This is a genomic window from Curtobacterium sp. NPDC089689 (assembly GCF_044749145.1).
Classification (GTDB): domain Bacteria; phylum Actinomycetota; class Actinomycetes; order Actinomycetales; family Microbacteriaceae; genus Curtobacterium.
In genome coordinates this window covers 689,872-704,800 of sequence record NZ_JBIVHJ010000001.1, presented here as the reverse complement: position 1 = coordinate 704,800, position 14,929 = coordinate 689,872, and the positions used below count along the sequence as shown (strand labels likewise).

The window sequence follows — 14,929 nt, the reverse complement described above, 5'->3', positions numbered from 1 at the left end:
GGAGATGAGATGACCAGCCCTTCCCCCGCGTTCCGAACGGATGTGCACGGCCTTCGCGGCATCGCGGTCGCGCTCGTCCTCCTCGAGCATGCCGGGCTCACGTTCGGCGGCGGGTTCGTCGGGGTCGACGTCTTCTTCGTGGTCTCCGGCTTCCTCATCACCGGTCACGTCGTCCGCGAGCTCGAGCAGCGGGGCCGTGTCGACCTCGCTGCGTTCTGGGCTCGTCGTGTCCGTCGCATCCTGCCGTCGGCCATCGTCGTCGCCCTCGTGACGGCGGTGGCCGGACTCGGGCTCGTCCCGCCCCTGGCACGTGGCGAACTCGTCGACGCCGCGGTGGCTTCGTTCCTGTCGGTTCCGAACCTGTACTTCGCATCGGAAGGCACCGACTACCTCACCGGGACCGCTCCGTCGCCGTTCCAGCACTACTGGTCCCTCGGGGTCGAGGAGCAGTTCTACCTGCTCTGGCCACTGCTGCTCCTGCTCGTCTGGCGACTCGGACGCCGTTCGTCGGACAGCCAGCGGACGGCCCTGCTCGTCGGCACGATCGTGGCGCTCATCGGACTGTCACTGACCCTCGCCGTGCTGCTGACGGACCGGTCCCAACCGTGGGCCTTCTTCTCCCTGCCGTCCCGTGCCTGGGAACTCGCGGCCGGTGGACTCGTCGCGGTCGCGGTGACCCGGCGGGGGGTCGTGCGGGGTCACGCGGCCGCGTGCATCGGCTGGGCGGGTCTCGCGGGCATCCTCCTCGCGGCGACCGTGTTCGACGAGACCACCGCGTACCCGGGGACGGCCGTCCTCTTGCCGGTCCTCTCTGCGGCGGCGCTCGTGTGGGGTGGAGCCGCTGGCCACCCGTTCGGCCCCGTCGTCCTGCTCGGGGTCCGTCCGTTGCAGTACCTCGGGGGCATCTCGTACGCGCTGTACCTCTGGCACTGGCCGCTGCTCGTCCTGCCCCAGGCCGCGATCGGACTCGCGACGCCCCTTCCGCTCTGGGCGCGCTTCGTCGCGCTGGCCACCGCCGTCGTCCTCGCGCACCTGACGACGCGGTACGTCGAGCAGCCGTTCCGTGGTGTCCGTGCGCCGGACGTCCGGACCGTGCTGCTCGGGGTCTCCGCGAGTGCCCTCGCCGTCGCCGTCGTCCTCGGGGCGGGTACGGCCACCGACCCTCGGACGTCGACGTCGGGCCGCTCCGCCGCTGATGTGACGCCCACTGCACCGCCGACCTTCACGCCGTTCGTCCCGAGCGGACTCGAACCACAGCTCGACCGGGCGACCGAGGCTTCGTCGGACTACCGACGCGAGGGCTGTCACGTGGAGTCGACCTCGGACACGACGGTGAACTCGTGCGTGCTCGGAGACCCCGAGGGTGCCCTGACGGTCGCGCTCGTGGGGGACTCCCACGCTGCGCACTGGATGCCGGCACTCGAGGGCTGGGCGGAACGACGCGGCGGGGTCCGGGTCCTCGGGTACACGAAGAACGCGTGCACGATGGTCGACGTCGAGGTCAGGACGTCGGGCCGCCCCTACCGGGAGTGCGACGTGTGGCGAGCCGCAGTGCTGCAGCGGCTCACGGCCGACGCACCGGACGTCGTGCTCGTCGCCGGTTCCGCGCACCTGCCGCTCGTGGGTGCGCCCGACGAGGCGGACCGGGCCGCCCGGATCGACCTGTGGCGCGAGGGGCTGCGTCGGACGCTGGCCGCGCTGCCCGAGCGGTCACGGGCGAGTGTCCTCGCCGACACCCCGGAGTTCGCGGAGTCGGTCCCGCGGTGCCTCTCGGCGAACCTCGACGACGCCGGCGCCTGTAGCGTCGACCGGCACGTCGGTGTGGACCCTGGTTGGATCGCCTCGGAACGGCGCGTGACCGAGGACGCCGGTCACGGTTACGCCGACCTCACCGACTGGTTCTGCTCGGCCACCCGGTGCGGCGTCGTGTCCGGGAACACCCTGCTGTACCGGGACTACGGACACCTCACCGAGCCGTGGGCACGTGCGCTGTGGAGGCAGATCGGCGGGGCGATCGAGGAGGCACGCTGAGCCGCGTCACGAGACCCGCGACGCCGTCACGGTGAACTTGTCGGTCCGGACCACCTGGCGCGTCGCGCCGACGACACGCTCCAACACCGGCCGGTAACGCAGGTGCGAGTTCCAGACGCACCACAGTTCCCCGCCGGACTGGAGGATCGTGGCCGCGTTCCGGAACATCGCCTCGGCGGCGTCGGTGGTCACCGTGGTGTCCGCGTGGAACGGCGGGTTGCACAGCACGAGCTGGGCGCAGCCGTCCTGGAGCTCGTCGCCCGCGTCCGTCCGCACGACCTGCACGCGGTCCTCCACACCGTTCGCCGCCGCGGTCGCCTTCGTCGACGCCACCGCGGTCTGCGTCACGTCCGTCGCGATGACCTTGATGCCGGGCCGCTGCCGCGCGAGCGACACCGCGATGACGCCGTTCCCGCAGCCGAGGTCGACAGCGGTCCGAGCGGTCGGGACGGCGTCGCGCACCACGTCGAGGAGCACGCGCGTGCCTTGATCGAGCGACGGTCCCGCGAACACCCCGCCGTGCGCGACGAGCGTCAACCCGAGTTCGTCGTTGTGGACCGACCGCGGCCACGGGTTCGACGTGTCCGCGCGGACGGCCGAGGCACGAAGGGGGTCCTGCGCGACGAGGAGCCGCGACTTCCCGCGCCCGCGCGAGGCCGTCACCTCGCCGAAGTACCGACGGAGGACGTCGTTCTGCCCGAGGTTCATGTGCTTCGACACCCCGCCGCAGAGCAGCACCACGTCGGGTGCGGCGTACCGGGCGACCGCGCGGGCGATCTCGTCGAGCCGGTCGTTCGACTTCGAGAGGCGCAGCAGCACGAGCCGTGCGTCGGTGAACGCCCGTTCGAGGGAGTCCGGATGGTGGAAGCCCCGCCGCCCGAAGACGCCGGCGTTGGCCTCGAGCGCGCGGACCCCGACGAGGGAGTCCTGCACGACCCGGACGTCCGACGCGCCGTGCACCGAGATGACCCCGAGCGTGAGCACACCGTTCCGGTCGTCGACGACCGCGACCTCACCCGGCTGCCGGAGCGCATCGCCGTGGACGTGCGGCGCCTCGTCGAGGATGAAGCGGTCGGTGCCGTCGATCGTGATCAGGTCCGGCGCGTCGTCGTCGCGACGGCGGAAGAGGTCGGCGAGGTCCGGTGGCACGGCGCCACCCTACCCAGTGCGCCCTAGTGCGGCGGACGCCAGAGGACGATCTGCGTGTTCCGCTGCGGGCGCATCCCGGCGCGCAACGGCACCGCACCGCCGGTCGCCGAGGCCGCGAACACACGCGCGCCCGGCCGGTTGATGAGCTGGTCGGCGAGGGCCGTCTCGAGTTCCGACACCCGCGAGCGCAGCGCCCGGTTCTCGTTCTCGAGTTCGAGCACCCGACGGATGCCCTCGAGCGAGACGCCCTCGGACCCGAGCCGCGCGATCTCCCGCAGCTGGGCGATGTCGCGCATCGAGTACCGCCGCGACCCGCCGCGGGTGCGGCCGGGCACGACGAGGCCGAGCCGGTCGTACTGCCGGAGCGTCTGCGGGTGCATCTCCGCGAGCTCGGCCGCCATCGCGATGGCGAGGACGGGCGAGTTCTCGTCCATGTCGGTCATCGACCGCCCCTCTCGTCGTATTCGTGGTGCGGACCAGCCTGGAGGCTCGGTGCGGCTTCCTGACGGAGCCGCGCCGAGCCTCTCCCCACCGACACGGCCTGCCCGCCGCTCCGCGACGGGCAGGTACCGGCGGCGTGGGCCCAGGCCGGGTTTCGTGCAGCGCGCTAGCCGCGCGCCTTGGCGAGGAGGTCCTCGCGGGGATCCTCGTCGGACAGCGCAGCTGCCAGGGCCTCGACGGCCTCGCGCTGCTTGTCCGACAGGTGGGAGGGCACCGCGACCTGCACGGTGGCGAGCAGGTCGCCCGTGCCCTTGTTGCTGGCGACGCCGCGACCCTTGACGCGCAGGACGCGACCCGACGGGGTGCCGGGGGCGACCCGCAGCTTGACGGGCTCGCCGCCGAGCGTCGGGACCTGGATCGTCGCGCCGAGCGCCGCCTCGACGAACGTCACGGGGACGTCCACGCGGAGGTTGAGCCCGTCGCGCTCGAAGACCGGGTGCTTCCGGACCGAGACCGTGACCACGAGGTCGCCGGCCTCACCGCCGTCGGGGGACGGCTGCCCGCGCCCGCGGAGACGGATCTTCTGCCCGTCCGCGACCCCGGCCGGGATCCGGACGTTCACCGGACGACCGTTGCCCTGCGAGAGCTTGACGGTGTCGCCGGCGATCGCGGTCGCGAAGTCGAGCGTCGTGGACGCCGTGACGTCCTGACCCTTCGACGGTCCGCCGAAGCCGCGGTAGCCGCCGGTGGACTGGCCGAAGCCGCCGCCGCCGAACATGCCGCCGAGGATGTCCTCGAAGCCGCTGGGGCCTCCGCGTCCGTTGCCCGACTGCCCGAAGCGGACACGCTGACCGCCTCCACCGCCGCCGAACATGCCGCCGAAGACGTCCTCGAATCCGCCCTGGGCACCCGGGCCGCCCGCCGTGAAGCGGGCGCCCGAGCCCATGGCGCGGACCTGGTCGTACTCGGCGCGCTGCTCCTTGTCCGAGAGCACCGAGTAGGCCTCGCTGATCTCCTTGAAGCGGGCCTCGGCGGCGGCGTCACCCGGGTTGGAGTCCGGGTGGTACTGCCGCGCGAGCTTCCGGTAGGTCTTCTTCAGCTCAGCGTCGCTCGCCGTCTTGTCGACGCCGAGGACCTTGTAGAAGTCCTTGTCGAACCAATCCTGACTGGCCATCCGTACCTACCTCCTCCCGCGCTCAGGCCGGGACCGCGACCGCGACCTTGGCCGCACGGAGGACCCGCTCGCCGAGCTTGTAGCCCGGCTCGACGACGTCCGCCACGGTCTGCGCGGTCGCACCCGGCGTCGGGAGCTGCACGATCGCCTCGTGGATGTTCGGGTCGAAGGCTTCACCCTTCTCACCGATCTGCACGAGCTTGAACTTCTCGAAGCCGCCGCGGATCTTCTGACCGATGACCTGCATGGGCCCCTCGGCGAGGTCGCCGTGGGCCTCGGCTCGGGTGAGGTCGTCGAGCGCCGGCAGGAGCGCCCGGACGACCTCGGCGATGGCGACCTCGCGGTTCGCCTCACGGTCACGCTCGACGCGCTTCCGGAAGTTCACCAGCTCGGCCTGCGCACGGAGCATGTCCGCCCGCATCTCGGCGACCAGGTCGCGGTCCTCGGCGCTCAGCTTGTCCTCGGCGATGCCTCGGGCGGCGTCGTCGAGCAGCGCCTGGTCCTCCGGGGAGAGGTCGCTCTGCGGCCCGCCGGCGGCGGGGCCGTCCGTGGAGACCTCCACGTCCGGCCCCTCCGCCTCGATGAGGTCCTCGGGCTCCTGCGCGTTGGTGGCGTCGCCCTCGACCTGGGGCTCTGCATCCTCGGGCACGTTGTCCTTCGGTGCGTTGTCCTCGGGGTTCGGCATCGTTACTTCTTGTCCTTGTCGTCCTCGTCGTCCACGACCTCGGCGTCGACGATGTCCTCGTCGTCCTGCGTCGCCTGGTCACCCGCGGGCTGCTCGCCACCGGCCGCGGCACCCGCGTCCTGCTGGCTGTAGATCGCCTGGCCGAGCTTGCCCTGCGACTCGTTGAGCTTGTCGAACGCGGCCTTCACTGCGTCGTCGTCCTCACCCGCGAGCGCCGACTTCAGGGCGTCGACGTCGGCCTGGACCTCGGACTTGACGTCCGCGGGGAGCTTGTCGTCGTTCTCCTTGATGAGCTTCTCGATCGAGTAGACGAGCTGCTCGGCCTGGTTGCGACGCTCGTTGGCCTCACGGCGGGCCTTGTCCTCGGCCGCGTGCTCCTCGGCCTCGCGGACCATGCGCTCGATGTCCTCCTTCGGCAGCGACGAACCGCCGGAGATGACCATCGACTGCTCCTTGCCGGTGCCCTTGTCCTTCGCGGACACGTGCACGATGCCGTTCGCGTCGATGTCGAACGTGACCTCGACCTGCGGGACGCCACGGGGCGCCGGCGCGATGCCGGTCAGCTCGAAGGTGCCGAGCGGCTTGTTGTCGCGGGTGAACTCGCGCTCGCCCTGGAAGACCTGGATCGCGACCGACGGCTGGTTGTCGTCGGCGGTCGTGAAGGTCTCGCTCCGCTTGGTCGGGATCGCGGTGTTGCGGTCGATGAGCTTCGTCATCAGGCCGCCCTTGGTCTCGATGCCGAGCGACAGCGGCGTCACGTCGATGAGGAGGACGTCCTTGCGCTCGCCCTTCAGGACACCAGCCTGCAGCGCGGCACCGACGGCCACGACCTCGTCCGGGTTGACGCCCTGGTTCGGCTGCTTGCCGCCCGTGAGCGACTTGACGACCTCGGCCACGGCGGGCATGCGGGTCGAGCCACCGACGAGCACCACGTGCGCGATGTCGCTGACCGAGACACCCGCCTCCTTGATGACGTCGTTGAACGGCTTCTTCGTGCGGTCGAGCAGGTCGGAGGTCATCTGCTCGAACTGCGCACGCGAGATGGTCTCGTCGAGGTTGAGCGGACCCTCGGCCGTGAGCGTGAGGTACGGGAGCTGGATGCTCGCCGACATCTGCGACGAGAGCTCCTTCTTGGCCTGCTCAGCGGCTTCCTTGAGGCGCTGCTTCGCGATCTTGTCGGTCGAGAGGTCGACGCCGTGCTCGTCCTTGAACTTCTTGATGAGGAAGTCGACGATTCGCTGGTCCCAGTCGTCGCCGCCGAGGCGGTTGTCACCGGCGGTCGCGCGGACCTGGATCGTGGAGAAGTCGTCGTCCTTGCCCACCTCGAGCAGGGAGACGTCGAAGGTGCCGCCACCGAGGTCGAAGACCAGGATGAGCTCGTCTTCCTTGCCCTTGTCGAGGCCGTACGCGAGCGCAGCGGCCGTCGGCTCGTTGATGATGCGGAGGACGTTGAGACCGGCGATCTCACCGGCGTCCTTCGTGGCCTGGCGCTCGGCGTCGTTGAAGTACGCCGGGACGGTGATGACCGCGTCGGTCACGTCCTCGCCGAGGTACTGCTCGGCGTCGCGCTTGAGCTTGCCGAGGGTTCGAGCCGAGATCTCCTGCGGCGTGTACTGCTTGCCGTCGATGTCGACCTTCCAGTCGGTGCCGATGTGGCGCTTGACGGAGGCGATGGTGCGGTCCACGTTCGTGACCGCCTGGCGCTTGGCGGTCTCGCCGACCAGGACCTCGCCGTCCTTCGTGAAGGCGACGATCGACGGCGTGGTGCGGAGGCCCTCAGCGTTCGCGATGACCGTGGGCTCGCCACCCTCGAGCACGCTGACGACCGAGTTGGTGGTTCCGAGGTCGATGCCTACTGCACGTCCCATGTGTTGGTGCTCCTTCGTTTGGTGCGGAAGTCGTTGGACTTGCGTCCGATGGACTCAACCTTACTCCTGACAGGGGGCACGTCAACTCGAAGGGCTGGAAGTTGCGTCCGAATGACTCAAGTCATTTCGATAGCGAGTGTTGTATTCCTACGCAGAGTTTGATATTTTGAAATGGCAGCGGGGTGTCCCGCGACCACGACGACCGCGAGTCGCGGGTGGACCGATCATTCCCGATGAGCCCTCGCGGCCCGACCCCTCGAAAGGGATCACCAACCATGTCCTACAAGACCAAACGCATCGCGAAAGGCCTCGGCGCATCCGCGCTCGCCGTCGCGACCATCGCGTCCGGCCTCTCCTTCGGTGCTGCCGCCAGCGCGAACCCGAGCTCCGCTCCCCAAGAGGCCAAGGACGGGCGCACGGTGCAGATCATCGCGAAGCTCGATGAATACAACTTCCGCACGCATTCCGCATCGTACGTGCGCCAATTCCCGACCTACGCTGACGCGCAGAAGGCCGCCACGTCGTACCGAGTGCTCCCCACCGGTGACGGTCGCTTCCAGCTGGAGGACACGAAGAACCCGGGCCAGTGCTGGGGGTACGCAAAGCACGCGTCACTTGGCGAATGGTTCCAGGAGCACCCCTGTGGGGGTCCCCAGTCGGAGCTCATGCAGGATGAGCGCGGGAACATCATGGTCCCGGCGTACTCGAAGTACCTCACGACGAACATCAGGTCGATGACCAACCAGTCCTACTTCGCGCCGTCCACATCGGCGCCGAGCACCAACGATTTCGTCGGCATCGAGGGCCTCGGGTTCGGCGGACGAGTCGTTTCGACCGACCTCGACCGACGTTCGGCCGTCGTGTCGGGCGCCGCGATCCCGAACGCGTTCGTCGCTATCGCATGGGGTGATGGCCGGGCCGACGAGATCCGCGCGAACGCGGATGGCGAGTGGTCCTACGAGCTGGAGGGGTTGCAGCTCGGGGAGAACCCCGTTCACATCGAACAGTACGTCGACAAGAAGCAGTACGGGTTCCACGACTTCGACGTCGAGCTGAAGATCGCAGACCTCACGGTCGAGCACGAGTTCGGCGCTGAGCGCGACGATCTCGTGGTGCTCTCCGGAGCGGCGCAGCCGGGCGCGGTCGTGCAGGCACTCGACGAGAACGGCAACATGCTGGTCGCGTCTGACGAGGTGCCGATGTCCGGCGCGTGGTCGATGGAGCTCCCGGCGCCGAACAAGGCCGGTGCCTACGAGATCGACGTCGTCCAGTCCTACGGCGGCGAACAGACCGGCAAGACCGCGGTCTCGATCGACTACGGCGCGCAGCTCGCTGTCACGCGCCCCGAGGACGGCTTCGCGCATGCGGGCGGAAAGCTCAAGCTGCGAGGCACGGGTGAGCCTTCGTCGACGATCACCGTGGCGGAGGACGGCAAGGTCGTCGGGACCGCCAACGTGTTCCAGAGCTCGCAGTGGAACCTCACGACGACCGAGGCCCTGAGCGCATCCGAGCACGAACTGACGGTGACGCAGCAGTCGAAGGGCGGCAACGCCCAGACCGAGACGATCGTCGTGAACCCGGGTGAGGGCACGGTCGAGCTGACTGCTGACGGCCGCTTCGATGCTGCTGACGCGACGAAGCCGGCAACCGCGTTCGGTGCGGCGCCGAACGGTTCGACGGTGGTGCTGCGCAACTCGGTCGGCACCGAGATCGGTCGCACGGTCGCGAAGGGTGACGCGTACGAGATCAAGATCGATCCGACAAAGGCGATCTCGGGCGTGAACTCGTTCAGTGTCATCATCGATGGCGCTCCGGAATCCGAGTCGAAGTCGTTCACGTTGAACTACGGGCAGCCGGCTGCTGCGGTGGTCGTGACGAAGCCGGAGCGCGACGGCACCGTCGCGCCGGGCCGGGTCGAGTTCGCGGGGACCGGTGAGACCGGTTCGAAGATCGTGGTGCGTGGGTCGAGCCGTGAGGTCGCGTCGGCGATGGTCGTGTCGGGTTCGTGGTCGGCGACGTCCACGATGGAACTCGGCAAGGGGAAGTACGACCTGTACTTCGACCAGATCAGCAAGGGCGGGCTGACGTCGACGGTCCGTCACGCGTTCACGATCGGTGAGCTCGCTTCGATCGTGACGCCGCACACCCTGACCAGCCCGGGTGCGGACGCGGTCCTCGACACCCTCACTCCGGAGTTCCGGGGCACGGGGCACGAGGGTGCGACGATCACGGTTCGTGGTTCGTCGCGGGTCGTCGCGAGCGGCACGGTCGTGAACGGTCAGTGGATCGCGAAGACCGACGAGGCGTCGCCGCTGGCGCCGGGCACGTACAACCTCTACGTCGATCAGTCGGTCCGTGGGACCGTCACGGGCACGATCCGTGCGTCCTTCACCGTGTCGAACGAGTCGTTCCGGGAGCTGACCCTGTCGGCGCCGGCACAGAACGAGAACGTCACGACGCTGCGTCCGACGTTCGTCGGGACGGCAACGCCGGGTGCGGAGATCCGGGTCGGCTCGTCGCGGACCACGGTCGCGACTGCCACGGTCGGTGACGACGGCACCTGGCGTGCCACTGCCCTGTTCGACCTCGCTCGCGGGGGCACGTACGCCGGCCTCGAGGTGAAGCAGACCACGAAGTCGGGGAAGACCTCGACGACCTCGTCGTCCTTCACCGTCGACCGCAACGCCCAGTAGCGCTCCCGTAGCTCTGGCTGCATCGGAGGGCCCGGCTCGCGCCGGGCCCTCCCCCTCAACTCACCTCCGGCACACGCCCCACCCCGAATGAAAGGCACCGCCATGCGTCCTCCCCGCATCCTTGCTCCCGCGATCGCCGCTGCTGCGCTCGTTGCCGTGCTCGCCGGCTGCTCCGCGGCCGACGGCACCGAGACCACGTCGAAGCCGTCGACCTCCGCGTCGTCGAAGCCGTCCGTCCTGCCCCAGACCGAGGTGCGGGTACCGGACGGGAAGAAGACCGTCACCTGCAACGACGGGGCGGCGGTCGTGGACCAGTCCGGCGCCGAGATCACTCTGGAAGGCGCTTGCGCGAAGGTGACCGTGTCGGGCAACGACTCGATCGTGCACCTCGGTGACGTCGACGAGCTGATCGTCGAGAGCGCGATCAGCCGCATCACGGTCGGGTCAGCCAAGACCGTCATGCTCAGCGGCAACGCGAACGATGTCCTCTACACCGGCGACAAGCCGACGAGGGTCACCGACAAGGGCGAGCAGAACATCGTTCAGGCTCAGGGCAAGTAGACCGGACAGACGGAACGGGCGGCAACCAGGAGGTTGCCGCCCGTTCGTGCATCCGGCGGATCAGGCCGGGACGTAGTCGAACGTGTCCGGGTCAGGGCCGGTGCGGTGGCCCTTGTCGAGCGACGTGATCGCGGTCATGTCCTCGTCGGAGAGCTCGAAGTCGAAGATCGCGAAGTTCTCCTCGACGCGGGCGCGGGTGACCGACTTCGGGAAGACGATGTCGCCGCGCTGGATGTGCCAGCGGAGGACGACCTGCGCCGGGGTCTTGCCGGTGTTGCCGGCGATGCGGGTGATGGTCTCGTCGTCGAGGACGAGGCCCTGCGCGATGGGGGACCAGGCCTCGGTCGCGATGCCGTGCTCGCGGTCGTACGCGCGGAGTTCCTCCTGCGTGAGGTACGGGTGTACCTCGATCTGGTTCACGGCCGGGGTGATGGTCGTCTCGGCGGCGAGGCGGTTGAGGTGGTGCGCCTGGAAGTTGCTCACGCCGATCGAGCGAGCGGTGCCGGCGCGGTAGAGCTCCTCCATCGCCTTCCACGTCGGCACGAAGTCCGAGACGGTGGGCAGCGGCCAGTGGATGAGGAAGAGGTCGGTGTAGCCGCCGAGGAGGTCTGCCGACTTCTTGCCGTTCTCGAGCGCTGCCTCGGGGTCGTGGAAGCCGTTGTTGAGCTTCGAGGTGACGAAGATCTCCTCACGAGGGATGCCGGACGCCTCGATGGCCTCGCCGACCTCCTTCTCGTTGCCGTACATCTCGGCGGTGTCGATGTGGCGGTAGCCGACCTCGAGCGCTGCGAGCGTCGCCTCCTTGGTGTCGGAGGGGTCGATCTGGAAGACGCCGAAGCCGAGCTGCGGGATGGTCTTGCCGTCGTTCAGGGTGATGTTCGGAACGGTCATGTCGCCATGCAACCAAAGCCCGCCCAGCGTGCATTCCAGCAACTCCCAGCCGGGCGCGTCACCCGGTCCGGGGGCGGTCAGTCCAGCGCAGAACGGATGTAGGCGAGGAGTGCGGCACCGTACGCGTCGGCCGCATCGGGAGCGTCGAAGGTCTGCGGGGCGCCGTCGATGGTCGCGGTGACGGTCAGCGACGAGCCCGAACTCGCGAGCGACACGAAGGCGCTCCCGAGCAAGGACCGCAGCTGGTCCTCCCGCGGCAGCCACAGCGACTCGGCGGCCTCGACCGAGTCGAGCGCCCACTCCGTGGTGCCGTTGAACCCGAGCACGGTGCCGGAGGGGTAGTCGTGCCGCTCGACGGTCATCTCGGAGACGGTGTAGACGTCGTCGTCGACCCCGGGCTTGTCGATGACGAAGCGGTCCCCGGTCGACGGGTGCCAGCGGAGTCCGGCGTCGCGGAGGGCTGCGGCGAGAGCAACTGTGATCACGCGCCCCAGCCTGCCACCCACCCCCGTGCAAGCTCCGCGTACTAGCATCGCCGGGCACCCCCTCGTGTGATCGCCCAGGCGGTCGCGCGCGCGACGTGACGACGCCCGGCTGACCGGTGTCGTGCCTCCAGGCCGGTACCCGGCCGCCTGGCGGACACGCAGCCGGCGTCCCGACCGAGCGGACCACCGGTCCCGCCCGCCCAGAGAAGGACCCGCATGACCCTCGACCGCGAGGAACTCCGCGACGACTGGACCGTGACGATGGCAGGCGGCAGTGGCGCCCCTGACGGCGTCGCCGGTCGGAGCATCCCGGCGACGGTGCCGGGGCAGGTGCACACCGACCTCGAGCGGGAGGGCCTGCTCGCCGACCCCACGTTCGACCGCAACGAGGCGGACGGCAAGTGGGTCGGACGCGCTGACTGGGCCTACCGGCGCGCGGTCGACGTCGATCCGCGGGGGCACGAACGCGTCGACCTGGTGTGCGACGGACTCGACACGGTGTCGACGCTGACGGTCGACGGTGTGACCGTCGGGACCACCCGGAACATGCACCGGCGCTACCGGTTCGACCTGCGCGATGCGACCGGTGGGTCCAACACGCGCACGGAGCGGGAGCTCGAGATCCTGTTCGAGTCGCCCTACCGCGAGGCCGGACGCGTCGCGGCCAGGGCCGGGAGCATGCCGGGCCCGTACGACGAGCCGTTCCCGTACGTGCGGAAGATGGCGTCGAACTTCGGCTGGGACTGGGGGCTGACGGCGGTGACCAGCGGCCCGTGGCGGCCGGTGGCGATCGAGCGCTGGTCGACGGCGCGACTCCGTGAGGTGCGTCCGCTCGTCGACGTCGAGGCGGGGGAGGGCGTGCTCGACGCGCACATCACGGTCGAGCGGTCCGGGATGAACGACCTCGACCAGGATGGCGAGGACGACGACCTCGTGCTGGTCGTGACCGTGAGCGGCCCGGACGCCGAGGGCGGGACGACCCGACAGCGCTCGCGTGCGCAGCTGACCCCGAAGGACGACGAGACCGTCGTGACCGTGCGGGTCCCGGATGCGCAGCGGTGGTGGCCGCGCGGCTACGGCGAGCAGCCGCTCTACGACGTGACCGTCGAGCTGCAGACGGTCGAGGGCGAGGTCCTCGACCGTGACGTGTTCCGGACGGGCTTCCGGTCGACGCGGATCGACACGGCATCGGACACGATCGGCAAGCCGTTCGGTGTGTACGTCAACGGGACGCTCGTGGACGTCCGCGGGGTGAACTGGATCCCCGACGACGTCATCGTCTCGCGTGTGACGCGGGACCGCTACGCGTCCCGACTGAGCACCGCGGCCGCGCTGCGGGCGAACCTCGTGCGCGTCTGGGGCGGCGGCGTGTACGAGTCGCGCGACTTCTACGAGGTGTGCGACGAGCTCGGACTGCTCGTCTGGCAGGACTTCGCGTTCGCGTGCTCCGCCTACCCGGAGACCGAGCCGATCCGGAGCGAGGTCGTCGCGGAGGCCCGGGACAACGTCGCCCGGCTCTCGCGCCACCCGTCCCTCGTGGTGTGGAACGGCAACAACGAGAACATCTGGCTGCACGACGTCGACGGCTGGGCGGAGTCGCTCGGGGACCGCGGCTGGGGCCTGGACTACTACCTCGACCTCCTGCCGACGATCGTCGACGCGGTGGACCCGACGCGCTTCTACACGGTGGGCTCGCCGTGGTCCGGCGACGAGGACCTGCCGGCGAACGACGTCGACCACGAGACGCACCACTCGTGGGAGGCCTGGAACCGCCTGCCCGACAGCGCGTACCGTGCGTCGGTGCCCCGGTTCGTGTCCGAGTTCGGCTGGCAGGCGCCGCCCGCGTGGCGGACGCTGCGTGACGCGGTGTCCGACCCCGAGCTGACCGTGGACGCACCCGGCGTCGTCCACCACCAGAAGGCGGACGACGGGATGGGCAAGTTGGCGCGGGGGATCGCTCCGCGCTTCGGCAGCGTGGACGCTGCGTCCTTCGACGCGTGGCACTACCTGACGCAGCTCCAGCAGGCGCGCGCGATCGCGACGGGCGTCGAGCACTGGCGGACGCACTGGCCACGGAACACCGGGGTCGTCCTGTGGCAGCTCAATGACCTGTGGCCGGTCGCGTCGTGGTCGGCCGTCGACTCGTCGGGGCGCCTCAAGCCGCTCGCGCACGAGCTGCGGCGGCTCTACGATGACGTGCTGCTGACGATCCGGCCCGTCTCGTCGGTCGCCGGCCCGCGGCCGGCGGCTCCGGCCGGCGCGTCGCCGGACGACCAGCCTGGAGGCACGGATCGCCCGTCCTCACCGGCGCACGTCGATGAGGCGGCTGAGCTGGGCGAGCTGGCGGACACGCTGTCGCTCGGGTCCGGGGGCGTCTCGCTCGGGGTGTCGCCCGGAGCCTTCGGTTCGTCGCCCGTCGAGGTCGCGGTCCGGTCGACCCGGTCCGTCGGCGACGGCGTCGTGCGGGTCCGCCGCGTCACGCTCGCCGGTGCGGTGCTCGCCGAGGTGACGCTGCCGGTGCACCTGTCCGCCGGGGTCGCCGTCGTCGCGTTGCCCGAGTCGGTCGGGGTCGTGGACGATCCGCGGAACGAGTTGATCGTCGCCGACCTCGACGAGCACCGCGCCGTGTGGACGCCGGCGCCCGACCGGGAGATGCGGTGGGAGCCCGCGCGGTTCTCCGCGTCGACCGAGGTCGACGGTGCGACGGTCCGTGTGGTGGTGGAGGCCTCGACCGTCGTGCGGGACCTGCTGCTCCAGCCCGACCGGGTGTCGCCGGACGGGGTCGTCGACCGGGGCTTCGTGACGCTGCTCCCTGGCGAGCGGGCGGTGTTCCGCGTGCGCGGGGTCGAGCCGGCGGACGCGGGGGCGCTGCTCGACCGTCCGGTGCTGTGGTCGCTCGCGGATGTCCTCGGTCATTGATATTTCCAACATCTCGGTGATATTCTGGTGGG

At 70.0% G+C, this 14,929-nt stretch carries 11 protein-coding genes; 4 read left to right on the top strand and 7 right to left on the bottom strand.

Features of this window, described 5'->3' with window-relative positions; translation table 11 throughout:
- The first annotated feature begins 9 nt into the window (after window positions 1-9).
- A complete protein-coding gene (locus ACIPYW_RS03345) occupies window positions 10-2,031 on the top strand; it encodes an acyltransferase family protein (RefSeq protein WP_400410706.1) in 2,022 nt (673 codons plus the stop codon).
- Between the two features lie 6 nt (window positions 2,032-2,037).
- Here the strand turns inward: ACIPYW_RS03345 and ACIPYW_RS03340 are convergent, their stop codons facing one another.
- The 5 genes from ACIPYW_RS03340 to dnaK form a co-directional block, all read right to left on the bottom strand.
- The gene (locus ACIPYW_RS03340; RefSeq protein ID WP_400410704.1) at window positions 2,038-3,180 is read right to left on the bottom strand and encodes a class I SAM-dependent methyltransferase; all 1,143 of its coding nucleotides are present in this window, start codon (window positions 3,178-3,180) and stop codon (window positions 2,038-2,040) included.
- Between the two features lie 23 nt (window positions 3,181-3,203).
- Window positions 3,204-3,614: a heat shock protein transcriptional repressor HspR gene (locus ACIPYW_RS03335; RefSeq protein WP_400412501.1), complete on the bottom strand. Its 411-nt coding sequence runs from the start codon at window positions 3,612-3,614 to the stop codon at window positions 3,204-3,206.
- Window positions 3,615-3,787: 173 nt separating this feature from the next.
- Window positions 3,788-4,795, bottom strand: a complete 1,008-nt coding sequence (locus ACIPYW_RS03330; RefSeq protein ID WP_400410702.1) for a DnaJ C-terminal domain-containing protein — start codon at window positions 4,793-4,795, stop codon at window positions 3,788-3,790.
- Between the two features lie 22 nt (window positions 4,796-4,817).
- Window positions 4,818-5,480, bottom strand: coding sequence for a nucleotide exchange factor GrpE (locus ACIPYW_RS03325; protein ID WP_400410700.1), 663 nt, complete (start codon window positions 5,478-5,480; stop codon window positions 4,818-4,820).
- 2 nt (window positions 5,481-5,482) lie between these two features.
- On the bottom strand, window positions 5,483-7,348 hold the full coding sequence (gene dnaK, locus ACIPYW_RS03320) for a molecular chaperone DnaK (RefSeq protein WP_400410698.1): 1,866 nt from the start codon (window positions 7,346-7,348) through the stop codon (window positions 5,483-5,485).
- 275 nt (window positions 7,349-7,623) lie between these two features.
- On the opposite strand from dnaK, the gene ACIPYW_RS03315 reads away from it, so the two are divergent.
- Window positions 7,624-10,041 carry an Ig-like domain-containing protein gene (locus ACIPYW_RS03315; RefSeq protein WP_400410696.1) on the top strand — a complete coding sequence of 806 codons (2,418 nt, stop codon included), beginning with the start codon at window positions 7,624-7,626 and terminating at the stop codon, window positions 10,039-10,041.
- A 102-nt stretch (window positions 10,042-10,143) separates the two neighbouring features.
- Window positions 10,144-10,602 carry a DUF3060 domain-containing protein gene (locus ACIPYW_RS03310; RefSeq protein ID WP_400410694.1) on the top strand — a complete coding sequence of 153 codons (459 nt, stop codon included), beginning with the start codon at window positions 10,144-10,146 and terminating at the stop codon, window positions 10,600-10,602.
- A 60-nt stretch (window positions 10,603-10,662) separates the two neighbouring features.
- On the opposite strand, the gene ACIPYW_RS03305 is transcribed toward ACIPYW_RS03310, so the two are convergent.
- Both ACIPYW_RS03305 and ACIPYW_RS03300 read right to left on the bottom strand, forming a co-directional pair.
- Entirely contained in the window at window positions 10,663-11,493 is an 831-nt protein-coding gene (locus tag ACIPYW_RS03305; protein ID WP_400410692.1) for an aldo/keto reductase, read from the bottom strand.
- Window positions 11,494-11,570: 77 nt separating this feature from the next.
- Window positions 11,571-11,978 carry a pilus assembly protein CpaE gene (locus ACIPYW_RS03300; RefSeq protein WP_290132902.1) on the bottom strand — a complete coding sequence of 136 codons (408 nt, stop codon included), beginning with the start codon at window positions 11,976-11,978 and terminating at the stop codon, window positions 11,571-11,573.
- Between the two features lie 216 nt (window positions 11,979-12,194).
- Here ACIPYW_RS03300 and ACIPYW_RS03295 point away from each other — a divergent pair, with 216 nt between their 5' ends.
- Window positions 12,195-14,897: a glycoside hydrolase family 2 protein gene (locus ACIPYW_RS03295; protein WP_400410690.1), complete on the top strand. Its 2,703-nt coding sequence runs from the start codon at window positions 12,195-12,197 to the stop codon at window positions 14,895-14,897.
- Window positions 14,898-14,929: the final 32 nt, after the last annotated feature.

Bases quoted from the DNA above. Each gene is read 5' to 3' on its own strand.
- ACIPYW_RS03345 (WP_400410706.1), top strand. From the start codon at position 10: ATGACCAGCCCTTCCCCCGCGTTCCGAACGGATGTGCACGGCCTTCGC.
- ACIPYW_RS03335 (WP_400412501.1), bottom strand. From the start codon at position 3,614: ATGGACGAGAACTCGCCCGTCCTCGCCATCGCGATGGCGGCCGAGCTC.
- ACIPYW_RS03330 (WP_400410702.1), bottom strand. From the start codon at position 4,795: ATGGCCAGTCAGGATTGGTTCGACAAGGACTTCTACAAGGTCCTCGGC.
- ACIPYW_RS03325 (WP_400410700.1), bottom strand. From the start codon at position 5,480: ATGCCGAACCCCGAGGACAACGCACCGAAGGACAACGTGCCCGAGGAT.
- dnaK (WP_400410698.1), bottom strand. From the start codon at position 7,348: ATGGGACGTGCAGTAGGCATCGACCTCGGAACCACCAACTCGGTCGTC.
- ACIPYW_RS03315 (WP_400410696.1), top strand. From the start codon at position 7,624: ATGTCCTACAAGACCAAACGCATCGCGAAAGGCCTCGGCGCATCCGCG.
- ACIPYW_RS03310 (WP_400410694.1), top strand. From the start codon at position 10,144: ATGCGTCCTCCCCGCATCCTTGCTCCCGCGATCGCCGCTGCTGCGCTC.
- ACIPYW_RS03305 (WP_400410692.1), bottom strand. From the start codon at position 11,493: ATGACCGTTCCGAACATCACCCTGAACGACGGCAAGACCATCCCGCAG.
- ACIPYW_RS03295 (WP_400410690.1), top strand. From the start codon at position 12,195: ATGACCCTCGACCGCGAGGAACTCCGCGACGACTGGACCGTGACGATG.